A 15,217-nucleotide genomic window follows, 5' to 3' on the forward strand; every position below is an offset into this window, starting at 1 on the left:
GGAAATGAGTGTGGAACAACAGCCACTGGTGCTCTTGGTGGATGATGAAGAAGATTTATGCACCCTCATGCAAATGTCGTTGCTGCGGATGGGGATTCGTACGCACATCGCACATTGTCTGCAAGATGCTAAAAAATGTCTTGCAGATCATCAATATGATGCCTGTTTAACTGACCTGAACCTGCCCGATGGCAATGGTTTGGAGTTACTGGAGTGGATTGGTCATCTCTATCCTGCACTTCCGGTCGCAGTTCTGACTGCCTATGGCAACATGGAAATCGCGATTGCTGCACTCAAGGCCGGTGCCTTTGACTTTGTCAGCAAACCGATCAATCAGAAACATCTGGAACAGCTGCTACAAAAAGCGCTGAATAAACCGGTGGATTATTCCCATAATAATCCAAATGATGCTTTAGAACATAAAATGCTGATTGGGCAATCGATACCGATTCAGCACTTACGTATTACCTTACAAAAAATTGCCCGCTCACAGGCACCGGTTTTTATTACTGGCGAATCGGGAACTGGCAAGGAAGTGGTGGCCAATCTGGTCCATCGCCTGAGCAACCGTAATGAAGGCCCTTTTATTGCAATTAACTGTGGCGCGATTCCCACCGAACTGATGGAAAGCGAACTGTTTGGGCATAAGAAAGGCAGCTTTACTGGCGCCGCTCAGGACAAACAGGGGCTGATTCAATCGGCACATGGTGGCAGCCTGTTTCTGGATGAAATTGCAGAACTGCCACTTTCCATGCAGGTCAAACTGTTACGTGCCGTACAGGAAAAACGTATTCGTCCACTCGGTTCAGATACTGAAATTGATGTGGATTTCCGCGTCATCAGTGCCACTCATCAGGATCTGGAAGCCTTGGTACAACAAGGCAAATTCCGTCAGGATTTATATTTCCGTATTCATGTGATGGATCTGACTTTACCGCCGCTGCGTGAACGGAGTCAGGATATTCTCTTACTCGCCGAACATTTTATTCAGAAGATTTGCCAGGAATGGGGCATTGCCAATAAAAAACTGACAGAACGCAGTAAAGAATTTTTATTGGAACAATATTATCCGGGTAATGTTCGTGAATTGCGTAATATTATGGAACGTGCAATTACCTTGAGTGATGAAGAACGGATTGATCTTCAGCACCTGCAAAGTGCACCGTTACGTCAGGCTCTTAACAGCGCTCAGGAGATGAATACGCTCACGAGCGAGATCATTGCGACTGACACCCTGATTGCCCCGAGAAAGCTCCCAGAAGAAGGCCTAGAGCTATATTTAGAAAAGATTGAAAAAGAAGTCCTACTCAATGCGCTGAATCTAACGCACTGGAACCGCACACTGGCCGCGAAAAAGCTCGGTATGTCATTCCGCTCCCTACGTTATCGTTTGAAAAAGTTCGGACTGGATACTGAGGAAGACGAATAATTATTTTTGCAGGAGTAGCAGGTCTGTGACGTGTTCCAGATAGCTCTCCTCACGCATTTCCTGCTTAAACGGATAACTGAAATGTGGCTGCACGCCCCGCCCTTCAATCATCTGACCACTCGGACTGAAGTATTGTGCCACTGTCATTTGTAAAGCAGAACCATTACTCAGTGGAAATAGCTTTTGTACCACACCTTTGCCATAGCTTTGCTCACCGACCACCCAAGCCCGGCTATGTTCTTTCAATGCTGCCGTAAAGACTTCAGCTGCCGAAGCTGAACGGTTATTAATCAGAACGCCCACTTTCAGATTCTGAAATTCAAAACTTGGCAGCGCCTGAAATTGCTGATTGCCTTCCGAACGGCTTTGGGTCGAGACAATCACACCCTGATTCAAAAATAAATCGGCCGATTCTACTGCGGCAGAAAGTAAGCCACCCGGGTTATTGCGTAGATCAAACATCACCGCTTTTAAGCGTCTGTCAGAATAGCTTTCAATCAGGCGCTTGATTTCATTGGCTGTATCTTGCTGGAAAACTTTGACCTGCAATACCAGTACCTGATTATTGTGCAGACTGGATTTAATTTCAGTATCGAGCTTGGTATTCCTTACCAGACGAACCACCGGACTTTGTGGGGAAAGCTGTATGCTCAGCGTAGAGCCGACCGCCCCGCTCAATAGCTGTCGCACCTGTTCCTGATTCAGGCTACTCAGCACCTGATCATCAATTTTATAGACCGTGACACCATTACGCAGTCCCTGCTTGGCAGAGTCGGCATCGGCGCTCAATCCCTGCACCATCCATTGCTTCATCTGCGAGTTAAATTGCAGATCGAAATCAATGCTGGCCAGATCACCTTCAGTATATTCACGTAGCTGCTTATAATCTTCAGGAGACAAATAACGCGAATAGCGGTCTAAGCCACTGACCAGCCCTTGGATTGCCTGTTGGAACAAGGCGTCGTCATTTTTGTCTTGAATATAATTGTCTTTGACGATGCCGTAAATTTGTACAAATTCTTGAATGGATGCCACAGGAATTTCAGTATAAACCTGACCATCCATTTCCATATCATCGAATGCCGGCTCTTTTGAGCCCGCACCCCAGGCCGAATGACTCAAACACATCAGTAAGCATGGTATGACGACAGACTTCCAATGTGTTCTTGCCATTTTTTACCTTTCTTTTAGATCTTATCGAAAATTATTGATTCAGTTCAATCAGGTTGCGACCTTGCATTTCCGCAGGGACTGGAACTTGCATCAGACTTAATAAGGTCGGTGCGACATCTGCCAATACGCCACCTTCTGCGATCGTGGCCTGAGTTGGACCTACATAAATAAATGGAACCAATTCAGTGGTATGTTGAGTATGCACCTGACCACTGTGATAGTCCTGCATCTGCTCTACATTACCATGATCGGCAGTGATAAGCATATGACCTTTTTGCGCCATCACCGCCTCATAAACCCGGCCTAAGCAGGTATCGACCGCTTCGACCGCTTTCACTGCGGCATCAAAAACACCGGTATGACCGACCATATCACCATTGGCATAGTTCACCACCAGCAGGTCAAATTCGCCTGAATTGATCGCAGCGACCAGCTCATCAGTCACTTCATAAGCACTCATTTCCGGTTTGAGGTCATAAGTTGCTACATTTGGTGATGGAATCAGGATACGTTTTTCACCCGGATATTCATCTTCACGACCGCCACTAAAGAAGAACGTCACGTGTGCATATTTTTCAGTTTCAGCAATACGCAATTGGGTTTTACTCAGATTTGACAGGTATTCACCAATCGAGTTGACCAACGCTTCTGGCATATAGGCCACAGGCGCATCAATCGTTGCTTGGTAACGCGTCAACATCACAAACTTGGCTAAGTTTGGCACCACTTTACGTGCAAATCCAGCAAAGTCCTTTTCAACAAAGGCTTTGGTAATTTCACGGGCACGGTCAGCACGGAAGTTCATGAAGACCACGCTATCACCATCCTGAATTTTTGCCAGCTCACCAATGCGGGTGGCTTTGACAAACTCATCCGACTCATCTGCGGCATAAGCCTGTTCCAGACCTTGAACTGCGGTGGCAGCTGTACGGGCCGCTTCGCCTTCAGTCAATAAACGATAGGCCTGTTCGACGCGATCCCAACGGTTGTCACGATCCATCGCGAAGTAACGACCAATCATGCTGGCAATACGACCCTGACCCGGATATTGTGCAAACAGCGCATCCAGTTTTTCCAATGACGGTTGGGCACTTCGTGGCGGCGTATCACGACCATCCAGGAAAGCATGCAAATAAACTTTGACACCACGTTTGAGTGCCAGTTCAGCCATCGCAACAATATGGTCTTCATGCGAATGCACACCGCCTTGAGATAAAAGGCCGAGCAAATGCACTGCACCACCTGAAGCTTTGGCTTTCTCCACCGCATCGACGAGTACTTCATGATTGAAGAAATCACCGGTACGAATGTCTTTGGTAATCCGGGTAAAATCCTGATACAGCACACGACCTGCACCGAGGTTCATATGTCCGACTTCCGAGTTCCCCATCTGGCCATCTGGCAGACCAACATCTTCGCCTGAACCCGAGATCAAACCATGCGGATGCTTGTCCTGCATTGCAGTTAAATTTGGTCGTTTAGCTGCTAAAAACGCGTTGTCTTCGACCGCTTCGCGATGACCCACACCATCCATAATCACCAAAACGTGAGGGATTTTGCCAGCAGTTGCATCCGTCATAATGAAATACTCTGTTCGTCTACGAATTAATCGCTCTATTTTAGCGAAGTTTGCAAAAAGAGGCCATGACCAGAGTATGGTTTAAGCCGCTCATCGCGATTGATTTGTTCTATTTTCCTGGGTCTTAGCGTGCCCGATGCAGCAGGTAACCCCCAATACCGAACATGATCAGAATTGGAATAAAGACAAACCATGCCGGAGATGGCGCATAGACCAGACTGGCATAGCCGAGGAAATCCTGTAGATAGAAAAAGCCCAGACCGGCAAATAAGGCAATCACCAGACGAAAACCCATGGATTGCTGACGCAGCGGCCCGAAAATAAATGAACAGGCAATCACCACCAGTGCAATCAGGGCAAAAGGAGAACCGAGTTTCTGCCAGAAAGCCAGTTGATAGGTTTTTGGCACCTGACTATATTCATGCATATAACTTGTGAAACTGATCAGTTGGCTCGGTGACAAGTCTTCAGGATCGATGGTGACCATATGCACATATTTTGGCTGTAATGCCAGTGCCAAAGGTTGCTGTTCCTGCTTGATCAGGGTAGCACTACCATTTTGCAGAATATCGAACTGCTCGGTATTGCTTAATGTCCAGGAGCCATCTGTGACGAATTCACCCTGATCCGCTTGCAAGGTGCCGCGTAAGCGATAATTTTCATCAAAATCCAGCATCTGCACATTTTTCAGCTGACCTTGCGAATTGGCATAATCAATATAAATAAAGCGCTGCCCTTCCCGTGTCCAGTAACCCCGCACTTCGCCCAGTTGCGCGGCTTTACTCGAACTTTTTACGCTCTTGGCCTGTTCATTGGTATAGGGAATCACCCACTCGCTTAAGGCAAATGACAAGACCACCAGCAGTAATGCTGAACGGATCACCCAGCCAACAATCCGCCACAGACTGATCCCGATCGAGCGCATCACAATCAGTTCACTATTTGAGGCTAATGTGCCCAAACCTAAAACCGCACCGATCAGCGCCGAGATCGGCAGAATTTCATAAAGATAATTCGGAGCACCCCAGAGCACATATTTCAAGGCATCCCAGGCGCCATAACCTTCTTTTAGTGAACCCAGCTCACCCAGATAAGTAAATAACACCTGTAAACCCGCCAACACAGCGGTTGCACCCAGCATCGCCAGCGCAGTGGTTTGGGTCACATGTTTTGCAACTATACGACGTGCCAACATTATTAAGACCTCACTCGCTGAATCTGTTTCTTGATTTTCGGGGCCAAATTCTGTTTACGTGAGAACAAGGCACCCGCAATCGCATAAGCAATCAGGATCAATGGATAAGCCCAGATCCCCATTTCCTCTTTACTGATCCGGGTTTTCACGGCCATTAACGCCACAATCAGACTGGCAAAGATCATGAGCGCCGGAAATAACTTGAGATAACGACCTTGGCGCGGACTCACTTCAGACAAGGCCACGGCCAGAATCAAAGCAATCAGAATCGCAAATGGTACAAATACCCGCCAGCCTAATTCACTGGCCACCACAGGATCCTGACGGTTCTGCCACAAGTGCGAGGTTGGCAGGGCTTCAACTTCAGCACTGGCAAACTGTGCTTCCTCATCATTTTCTAAACGCAGACGATAGCTTGCAAATTCAGCCTGGGTATATTGCGGAGTGCCCGGATAAATTTCATAACGGCGACCTTGAACCAGATCGACCACATTGGCCGCATCATTTGGCACCTCGATGCGGGTGGCTTCTTGGGCCAGAATCATCACATCCGGTTTACCGGGTTTTTCTGCCCGCTGATAGAAGAAAATATCTTTTAAGTTCTTGCGGTCTTCAGACAGATCACCGGCATAAATGGTATAGGGGCCAGAGGAAATAAATTCTTTGGGTCGTACCAGATCAAAGCCGGTGCGTACCGCCTGACTGGTGGTCAGCGCTTCAAACTGGCGGATTCCCCATGGCGCTGCCCAGAGCATCAAGCCGGCTTGGGCAATGAGAAACACCAAGGTCATCGGCACCAGAAGGCGCGCCAATTGATGCCGGCTGACACCACTGCCATTCATCACCGCCATTTCATGGTCGACATATAAACGGCCAAATACCAGCATCAGGCCAATAAAGAAACCGAGCGGAAGAATCAAGGTTAAAAACTCAGGCAGACGGTAGCCAATGATGCTAAATAAAATGCCTGCATCCAGACGGCCTTGCGCTGCGACACCAAAATACTTGATCAGTCGGCCACCCATCATGATCAAGGTCAATAAGGCAATCACCACCAAAGATGTCGAGACAACTTGCTTGACCAGATAACGCCGAATAATCAAATTAATTCTTCCAAAATAAGGTCTATAAAACGAGTGCTAGTTTACCCGAATAGCAAAAATATAAAACCTAGACGGCCCTACCCATTGAAACTCTATTCAGATAAATGGTTCAATGACTGAATGATTTACAAATCTAGACAGGCGTGAAAACAGAATATGAAACTTACAATTAATACGTCATTCCCAGAGAATGGATCAAGTCAATCTTTGTTGATTTTAGTTGACTCAGAACAACTTCAAAATACCACCTCAACCTATCAAATCAACAATTTAGACCGATTAATTGAAGCATCTCAGTTCAAAGCGGCTTTGGCTGAAAGTCTGAGCCTGATTGGCCAAGTCAGCCAGTCCAGCCATGCAGCACTGATCGGTTTAGGCAAAGTCGCTGAATTGCAACCAGCAAAACTCGCAAAAATTGCCCAGACTATTATTCAGGCCACTCAAAAAAAATTCAAACAGATTTCTGTAGACCTGACACAACTTCCACAAGAATTGCATTATCTGTTTGCTCTGGCTTTGACTCAAGCCAGCTATGGTTATGATGAATATAAGTCGAAAAAGAATGAATTTGTACTTGAACAGATCGACCTGATTGCCACGCATAGCGTTTTAACGACAGAACAGCTGCAACTGGTTCAAGCAGTACAGAGCGGGCAAAACCTGGCACGTGATCTGGGCAACCGTCCGGGCAATATCTGTTTCCCGGAATATCTGGCAGATCAGGCCATCGCCTTGGCTGCTGAATATCCGGATTTACTGAAAGTCACGGTACTGGATGAACAACAGATGGCAGATTTAGGCATGGGTGCCTTCCTTGCAGTCAGCCAGGGTTCAGAGCGTCCGGGTCGTATTATCAGCATTGAATATCAATCAGAGCGTAGTGAAGCGCCAGTGGTACTGGTCGGTAAAGGCATTACCTTTGATACCGGTGGTATTTCACTCAAACCTGGCGCAGGTATGGATGAAATGAAATACGACATGTGCGGTGCAGCCTCTGTACTGGGTACCATGCGTGCATTGTGTGAGTCCCGCTTAGCTCTGCATGTGGTAGGAACCATTGCCGCAGCAGAAAATATGCCTTCTGGTAAAGCCACTCGTCCGGGTGACATCGTCACGACGATGAGCGGTCAAACGGTTGAAATCCTGAATACCGATGCCGAAGGTCGTCTGGTGTTATGTGACACCCTGACCTATGTGAAACGTTTCAACCCTGCTCTGGTGATTGATATTGCGACCTTGACCGGTGCATGTGTGGTGGCTTTGGGTTCCGTGCTGACAGGTCTGTTCACACCAGATGATAAATTGGCAGCAGAACTGGAAACTGCCGGCCAGCATTCATTTGACCGGGTATGGCGTATGCCGGTCATAGATGACTATCAGGAACAACTCGATTCACCATTTGCCGATATTGGCAATATCGGTGGCCCAAAAGCCGGTTCTGTCACTGCAGCCTGCTTCTTGCAGCGTTTTACCCGTGAATATCGCTGGGCACATCTGGATGTTGCAGGTACAGCATGGAACTCAGGCGCAAATAAGGGGGCAACCGGGCGTCCAGTGCCATTATTAATGCAGTTCCTGGCCAACCGCGTTCAAACGAATGGCTAAGGTCAGCTTTTATTTATTTGAAAAAAGTCCTGAACGACAAGTCGAAAGTGCTTGTCGTTTATGCCGCAAGATTCTGCGCCAGCCGGCGCGGATCTGGTTACTATGTGCCGATGCAGCCTTGCAGCAGCAGCTGGATGAACGCCTGTGGAGCTTTGATCCCGCGAGTTTCATTCCGCATGGCATTGATCAGCCTGAGGCGAGCGTGTGTATTTCGGCAACATTGCCTGAACAGTCCGACTGGATTATTTTCAATTTTAATCCGGAAGCACTTGAACCTTACGCAAAATTTAGTCACATTATTGAGATCATTGAAAACCATGAAACGGCTAAACAGCTGGGTCGTGAAAAATTCAAACAATATCGTCGTTTAGGTATTGAGCCCAACACCCATAAGCTTTAACCGATATCACCCACAAGGAGAGGCATGTGGCATTAAATGTAGGTCCAGATTTTAAACAGCGCTGGTTAAATGTGCCGGAAGCTGTACGTCAGACCTTTATCGATGACCTCTCTCGGATCTGTGACATTTTAAAGCCTGAAACCTCTTTAGAAGAATGGCAGATTCGTGATCAGCGCTTACAGCAGGAATCTGAACGCAAGATTGAAGAAGCCTATGCGCAGCGCAAGGCTGAATTGATTGAGGCTGCACGTATTCGCAGACAGCTGGCACTCGAACAGGCTCTGGCCGATAAACGTGCCGCAGAGCAGGCTGCGATTGCACAGCTATATCAGGATGAACAGCGTAAATTTGCTGAGCAGACCCAAGCCCTCGCTGACATAAACCTCAGTCTAGAGACAGAAATGCAGCACTATGTTGCCCGTTATCAGAAAAATCCTGAGCATAGTTTTGACTTTGCCCAAGGTCGTATCCAGATTCAAGACCACACCATTTTATCCGAATTAGAGAGTGTGCGTTTGCGTCTGGAACTTGAGGCAGAAACGGTGATTGAACAGACCATCAATGCACTAAGAGAACAAATGCGTGTGGCGGCCCAAGAAGAAATCGACTACATACTGAAAAATTCAGAATTTTCCGGGCAAGTGAGACCTGATTAAAAATTCCAACTCATATAAAAAGCCCGCTCATTCGGTAATGCTGATCAGTTAAGGAGTTTAGAAATAGATGCTTTAACTGTTTAGCTATTCACGATGGAGCCTTAAGGTTTTACATCAAACATCTGTAAATTATTGGTTAATTTGGTTTTGCCCAAATGAGAAGCGGAGCTTCGCAAGGAGGACATCTTGCGGTGCAATTCACCGCATGCCTCAGACAGTTGCGGATGACCTTTCCATCCATCAAATATAATTATGAATTTAAAAAAGAAAATGCCAGTCAATTGCTTAACTAACTGGCATCCGGCTGATTCGGATTTTTAATTTGATCTTTTAGAGCACATCGGCCAGCATAAAGGCAGCATTTCCAAGCAAATAGCCAATACTTAATAAAGTACCAATCCAGAGAATACCACCCGTAATATTATAAAAGCTGAATGTGGCAAAACTCATATGGGCTGAACCGGCAGCAAAAGGGCCAAATGAACGAACAAAAGGAATAAAACGCGCAATCAGAATGGTTTTACCGCCATGTTTCATAAAATAGTGATTGGTTTTCACCATATATTCTGGCTTGAAATAGCGTGAATGCCGATTAAAATATTTTAGACCCAGCACTTTTCCAGTGTAATAATTCACGGTGTAGCCGAGTACCGATGCAGTAAAGAGCAGTAATCCCATCGAATGCAGGGTCAATATATCGCTGCTGGCACATAAAGCTCCTACAGCCAGCAATAAACTGTCACCGGGCAGAAAAAAGAAAAATACTGAGCCGGTTTCCGCAAAAATCACCAGAAACAGGATCGCGTAGATCCATACCCCATATTGATCAAGCAATAGCGGTAATGACTGTTCCAAGTTGAGTAAAAAATCGAGCATTCGACCCGTCCACCAAGGCAATATTTGCAAATTGAATTGCTGATTATCCCGAAAAATAAAAAAACAGTCTAATTTTTCAATCAGACTGTTCAGTATTTAAGCATTCCGCTTATTTTAAAAAGCCATTTTCAGCCAGAAAATCCATGCTGATCTTAGACTGTTCAGTGGTATCTGCGGCTTTATCACCGAGCAATAAACGCTCGATATAACGTGCCAACACATCCACTTCCAGATTGACCTTGCTACCCACTTTCCAGGTACCGATATTGGTACGTTCAGCCGTATGCGGAATCAAGTTCAGACTAATCACACAGCCACGCAAGTGATTAATGGTCAGGCTAATACCATCGACTGTGACCGAACCTTTTTCTGCCAGATATCTGGCAATTTCAGCCGGTGCAGTGACTTCATAATAAATCGAGCGTGCATCTGCACGCACCAAAGTGATCTCGCCGACTGCATCGACATGACCTGAAACAATATGGCCGCCAAAACGCGTGGTCGGCAACATGGCTTTTTCGACGTTAACAGGTTGACCGGCTTTCCAGTTGCCCAGTGTCGTCCGGTTCAGACTTTCACGGGACACATCAGCTGCATACCAGTTTTCGCCCCAGTCTATGACTGTCAGGCAGATGCCATTTGTAGCAATAGAATCACCCAGATGTACATCCGACATGTCCAGGTCAGTCTGGATACGTAAACGTACATCACCACCCACACTTTGCAGACTGTCTACTTTGCCAAGGCTTTCGATAATACCTGTAAACATTTTTATTTCCTTTTCTATTCTTTTACCAGAGTGCCAACTGGGTACTGACACCGGTGGTATCCACACCGCCCAATTCTGCATAATGATGCAACTGGCTGAGGAGTTGACGGATCGGTGGACCTGACCTGGCATGGGTATCGGTAATCACAATAAATTCCAGTACGCGTGCACGTTCAGATTGGCGCTGTTTGCTGACCCGATAACGTGGTACATCCTGAGTCAGCAAGGTCACCCGGCCACGTTTCAGGTTGGCCTGCAATAAATCAGTGGCGCTGATATTACCATCCGTTGAATAACTGGTCAGAATGAAACGCGCATTGATGGTCGCCAACAAGTTTTCATAGGCTTCTTTGGCATATTTGGAAGAGTTGTACTGGCTCGGACGCTCTTTGCGCCATGCCCGGTCAATCCCGCTCTTGAAGCCCTTGGTATCTGGCGTCGGTAAATCGGCCTGATCCCATAAGGTCAAAGCATTCAGGACATGGTAATTACTGCTATAGGCATGCTGATTATACGGTGGATCCAGATAAGCCACATCTACTTCAAAACCGCTCATCTGATTGGCCAGATGCTGGGCATCGACACACCACATTTCGGCAGCCATACCTTTCTTCTGATCCGACTCGCAAAAGCGGCTTGGGGTCAGCCACAGTAAAGATTCAATCCGTTCCAGCGCCGTTTGGGTTTTTCCGCCCCAGCCGTGGTGGAAACTCTTGAAAACGCCCGAGGTATTGCTGACAAAACTGGCTGAATACAGTAATGGTGCCAGCAAGGCAGACATCTCTACATCGTCAATGGCACCTTGGGCCTGCCAAGCTGCAATCTGCTGACGAATCGCATCAATACGCATGCCGTTACGACGTTTAAAGAACAAACGGTCACGGGCGGGATCATAAATTTCATCATTGCGCGGACACAGGTTATGCGTGACCCAGCCTTTCACTTCCGGCAGACGGTTCAGATAATCAATGGCTTTCTGATAGCCACCCAATTCTTTAAACGCCGGTGCTTCAGTACAGGCCAGCACCGCATGATTCAATGCATGGCTATAGGGTTCCCAGTCATTGGCAATCACGCGATAACCATTTTGACGGGCTAAGCGTGATACCACACCAGAACCAGCAAAAAAATCAGCAAAAATCGGCGCACGGCCATCTTCACGCTTCAGAGTTCCTGTAATTTCAAGTGCTTCCAGAATCAAATGTAATAAACGGCGTTTGTTGCCCAGATAAGGAACCAGCTGATGGAAAAGATATTCATCGGTGGTACGTGCCGCATGGCGACGTTTATGATAAACCGTAGACTCTGAACTCATAGTGTCTCTTGAAAAGGAATTAACCTGAAGCGCACGTCATCACCCAAGCGGGTCACATCGCGCAGCTTAAATCGGAGTTGTTCTGCCATAAGGCTGAATTCTGCATTAAACATAGTACGTGCAGACTGACCCAATAAGGTCGGTGCAACGTAACTGATCAGTTCATCAACCAATTGTTCTTGTAAAAATGCCGTAGATAAGGTCGCCCCTGCTTCCACCAAGACATCATAAATCTGATGCTGCTCAGCCAGCTGGGACAATAATTGTTTTAAAGGCTGTACCGGCAATTGTAACACACCCAGATCGGCCAGCTCTTGCCGAAAAGGTCCCATCACCAACACGGTGTCGGCTTGCGCTAGAATTTTCGCCGTTAATGGCAAACGCCCCTGACGATCCAAAATGATACGCTTGGGCTGTACTACTGTTTCAATATCTTCAATGCCATCGAGTTGCCGCACATTCAGCTGACAGTCATCGGCCAGAACTGTTTCAATCCCAGTGATGACTGCACCGGAAATGGCCCGCCAATACTGCACGTCCTGACGCGCCTCGGCTCCGGTAATCCATTTCGATTCACCGGATGCCATCGCCGTACGGCCATCCAGACTGGATGCAATTTTAAGACGCACATACGGCATGCCGGTCGCCATGGCTTTCAGGAAACCTTGATTCAGCTGATGCGCTTGTTCCTGACCAATCCCGACTTCAACATCGATACCGGCATCTTTTAAAATCTGTACACCCTTGCCCGCCACCAGCGGATTTGGATCAGGACAGGCCACGACCACTTTAGCCACACCAGCTTCAACCAGACCCTTGGCACATGGCGGCGTTCGCCCATAATGCGCACACGGCTCCAAAGTGACATACGCGGTTGCACCACGTGCCTGCTCACTAGCCTGACGCAGCGCGAATACTTCAGCATGCGGCTGCCCTGCTTGAGGATGAAAACCCTCACCGATAATGACGCCATCTTTGACAATGACACAGCCGACATTCGGATTGGGCTTGGTCGAGTATTGACCTTGCTGGGCAAGCTGAATTGCGCGGCGCATCCAGACTTGATCTTGATTCAGTTCAGACATGCTTATTCTTGTGATTCTCGCTGTTGCATCTGTTCAATTTGATGACGAAAAGCTTCAACATCCTGGAAATCCTGATAAACCGAAGCGAAACGCACATAGGCCACGTGATCGAGTGCGAATAAAGACTGCATGACAATTTCACCGATGGTACGCGATTTCACATCACGCTCACCCAAACGGCGAATCTGTAACTGGATATCGCTCAAAACTGTTTCAATCTGCTCTTGGGTTACCGGACGTTTCTGCAAGGCATGCATCAGGGAACGACGTAATTTGGCTTCATCAAAGGGTTCATTCTTGCCATCCGATTTAATCACGCGCGGCATCACCACTTCATAACTTTCAAAAGTCGTAAAACGTTCATTACAACTGACACATTCACGGCGACGACGAATCTGACAGCCTTCAGCTGCCAGGCGTGAATCAATCACTTTACTGTCGGCAGTATTGCAAAATGGGCAATGCATAGCGGTTTAATTGAACAAATCCAGATGGATTCCGAGTGTAGCAAAAATTGCAAACTTTGTAGAGTCTTACGCAACATATAGAAAAAAAACAGCCCATTTGGGCTGTTTTGCACTATATATTGATTATTGTGTGTTTATTATTATTCGACACGTTCACCATGCTGGCTCAAATCCAGACCCATGCGCTCATCATCAGATGCGACACGGATACCAATGATCAAGTCAATCACTTTCAGGATGATGAAGGTCATGATGGCAGAGTAAGCGATGGTCGCAAGTACACCTTCAACTTGAACCCAAAGCTGGCTCATCATGTTGGCTGGCGCAGCATCCCCCATAATGAATTCGCTGGCAAAAAAAGCGGTCAAAATTGCACCGACCACACCACCTACACCATGTAGGCCAAACGCATCTAAAGAATCATCGGCTTTCAAGGCACGTTTCAGCGCAGTAATCCCCCAGAAACACACCACACCACCGATCAGACCCATCGCCAATGCACCACCGACAGTCACAAAACCTGCGGCTGGCGTAATCACCACCAGACCAGCAACTGCACCCGATACGCCGCCTAATACAGATGCTTTGCCACGTGCCAGTTTTTCAGTAATCAGCCAAGAGAGCGCTGCCGCTGCCGCTGCCACCTGAGTCACCACCAGCGCATAACCTGCAGAGCCGTTCGCACCCAAGGCAGAACCACCGTTGAAACCGAACCAGCCCACCCAAAGTAAAGATGCACCCACCACAGTAAGGGTCAAGTTGTGTGGCGCCATCGATTCACGGCCCAGGCCCATACGTTTGCCCAGCATATACGCTGCTACCAGACCGGCAACACCCGAGTTGATGTGAACCACTGTACCACCAGCAAAATCGAGCGCACCGTCATTACCCAACCAGCCGCCGCCCCAGACCCAGTGAGTAATCGGCGCATAGACAATCACCACCCAAAGTGCAATGAAAGCAACGAAAGCACCAAATTTCATCCGTTCTGCGATCGAACCACTAATAATTGCAACGGTAATGATGGCAAAAGTCATTTGGAAAATGACAAACAGAATTTCAGGAATGGTGCCTGAAAGCGCCTCTGTGGTAATACCGGCCAACATAAATTTGTCCAAGCTACCAATGAAGGCATTCCCTTCCCCGAAGGCCAGGGTATAACCGATAATCACCCAGACAATGCTGACGACTGCAGCAGCAATAAAGCTATGCGCCATGGTCGCCAGGACGTTTTTCTTACGGACCATACCGCCATAAAAGAGTGCTAGACCCGGAATGGTCATGAGTAAAACTAATGCGGTGGACGTTAAAACCCAAGCAGTATCACCTGTATCTAATGTTGCTTCTTCTTCTGCAGGTACTGCTGTTTCAACTGGCGCTGCTTCAGCAATTGCTGCTGGAGTATCTGCCGTATTATTCAGTGTGGTTTCGCCTGTTTCTTCAACAAGCACAATGTCTTCTGCGGGTGGTGTTGCTGTTGCAGCATTTTCAGCCCATGCAACAGAACCACCAAAAAGTGCGCCGGCCATACCGAACGCAAGTAGCATTTTTTTCATTCGTATCCC

General features: G+C 47.4%; 14 protein-coding genes. 4 read left to right on the forward strand and 10 right to left on the reverse strand.

The features are described 5' to 3' along the window. Window positions 1-4 precede the first annotated feature (4 nt). Window positions 5-1,429: a sigma-54 dependent transcriptional regulator gene (locus FTU42_RS08720; RefSeq protein ID WP_005094453.1), complete on the forward strand. Its 1,425-nt coding sequence runs from the start codon at window positions 5-7 to the stop codon at window positions 1,427-1,429. Here FTU42_RS08720 and FTU42_RS08725 read toward each other — a convergent pair whose 3' ends face one another. The 4 genes from FTU42_RS08725 to lptF form a co-directional block, all read right to left on the reverse strand. Continuing rightward, window positions 1,430-2,602, reverse strand: coding sequence for a S41 family peptidase (locus FTU42_RS08725; protein ID WP_180083274.1), 1,173 nt, complete (start codon window positions 2,600-2,602; stop codon window positions 1,430-1,432). Window positions 2,603-2,633: 31 nt separating this feature from the next. Beyond that, a complete protein-coding gene (gene gpmI / locus FTU42_RS08730; protein ID WP_180083275.1) occupies window positions 2,634-4,181 on the reverse strand; it encodes a 2,3-bisphosphoglycerate-independent phosphoglycerate mutase in 1,548 nt (515 codons plus the stop codon). Between the two features lie 124 nt (window positions 4,182-4,305). After that, window positions 4,306-5,376, reverse strand: coding sequence for an LPS export ABC transporter permease LptG (lptG, locus tag FTU42_RS08735; RefSeq protein ID WP_005094459.1), 1,071 nt, complete (start codon window positions 5,374-5,376; stop codon window positions 4,306-4,308). 2 nt (window positions 5,377-5,378) lie between these two features. After that, window positions 5,379-6,479: an LPS export ABC transporter permease LptF gene (gene lptF, locus FTU42_RS08740; RefSeq protein WP_180083276.1), complete on the reverse strand. Its 1,101-nt coding sequence runs from the start codon at window positions 6,477-6,479 to the stop codon at window positions 5,379-5,381. A 156-nt stretch (window positions 6,480-6,635) separates the two neighbouring features. On the opposite strand from lptF, the gene FTU42_RS08745 reads away from it, so the two are divergent. Genes FTU42_RS08745 through FTU42_RS08755 form a run of 3 tightly spaced genes read left to right on the forward strand, consistent with a single transcriptional unit; the run spans window position 6,636 to window position 9,140 of the window. After that, entirely contained in the window at window positions 6,636-8,084 is a 1,449-nt protein-coding gene (locus tag FTU42_RS08745; RefSeq protein WP_005094464.1) for a leucyl aminopeptidase, read from the forward strand. Next, window positions 8,077-8,484: a DNA polymerase III subunit chi gene (locus FTU42_RS08750; protein WP_005169032.1), complete on the forward strand. Its 408-nt coding sequence runs from the start codon at window positions 8,077-8,079 to the stop codon at window positions 8,482-8,484. The genes FTU42_RS08745 and FTU42_RS08750 overlap by 8 nt, the downstream gene beginning before the upstream one ends. Window positions 8,485-8,510: 26 nt before the next feature. Next, window positions 8,511-9,140 carry a hypothetical protein gene (locus FTU42_RS08755; RefSeq protein WP_159516345.1) on the forward strand — a complete coding sequence of 210 codons (630 nt, stop codon included), beginning with the start codon at window positions 8,511-8,513 and terminating at the stop codon, window positions 9,138-9,140. Between the two features lie 330 nt (window positions 9,141-9,470). On the opposite strand, the gene FTU42_RS08760 is transcribed toward FTU42_RS08755, so the two are convergent. The 6 genes from FTU42_RS08760 to FTU42_RS08785 form a co-directional block, all read right to left on the reverse strand. Then, window positions 9,471-10,016: a VTT domain-containing protein gene (locus FTU42_RS08760; RefSeq protein WP_005094471.1), complete on the reverse strand. Its 546-nt coding sequence runs from the start codon at window positions 10,014-10,016 to the stop codon at window positions 9,471-9,473. Window positions 10,017-10,125: 109 nt separating this feature from the next. Then, the gene (locus FTU42_RS08765) at window positions 10,126-10,785 is read right to left on the reverse strand and encodes a riboflavin synthase (RefSeq protein ID WP_180076065.1); all 660 of its coding nucleotides are present in this window, start codon (window positions 10,783-10,785) and stop codon (window positions 10,126-10,128) included. A 22-nt stretch (window positions 10,786-10,807) separates the two neighbouring features. Beyond that, window positions 10,808-12,100 (reverse strand): DNA adenine methylase, encoded by a 1,293-nt coding sequence (locus FTU42_RS08770; protein WP_005094477.1) that lies wholly within the window; start codon window positions 12,098-12,100, stop codon window positions 10,808-10,810. Then, entirely contained in the window at window positions 12,097-13,185 is a 1,089-nt protein-coding gene (gene ribD, locus FTU42_RS08775) for a bifunctional diaminohydroxyphosphoribosylaminopyrimidine deaminase/5-amino-6-(5-phosphoribosylamino)uracil reductase RibD (RefSeq protein WP_005169044.1), read from the reverse strand. The genes FTU42_RS08770 and ribD overlap by 4 nt, the downstream gene beginning before the upstream one ends. Window positions 13,186-13,187: 2 nt before the next feature. Then, a complete protein-coding gene (nrdR, locus tag FTU42_RS08780) occupies window positions 13,188-13,652 on the reverse strand; it encodes a transcriptional regulator NrdR (protein ID WP_005094481.1) in 465 nt (154 codons plus the stop codon). A gap of 140 nt (window positions 13,653-13,792) precedes the next feature. Next, on the reverse strand, window positions 13,793-15,208 hold the full coding sequence (locus FTU42_RS08785; RefSeq protein WP_005169048.1) for an ammonium transporter: 1,416 nt from the start codon (window positions 15,206-15,208) through the stop codon (window positions 13,793-13,795). Window positions 15,209-15,217 lie beyond the last annotated feature (9 nt).

The sequence above is a fragment of the Acinetobacter sp. YH12102 genome, assembly GCF_013419125.1.
Lineage (GTDB): Bacteria > Pseudomonadota > Gammaproteobacteria > Pseudomonadales > Moraxellaceae > Acinetobacter > Acinetobacter pseudolwoffii.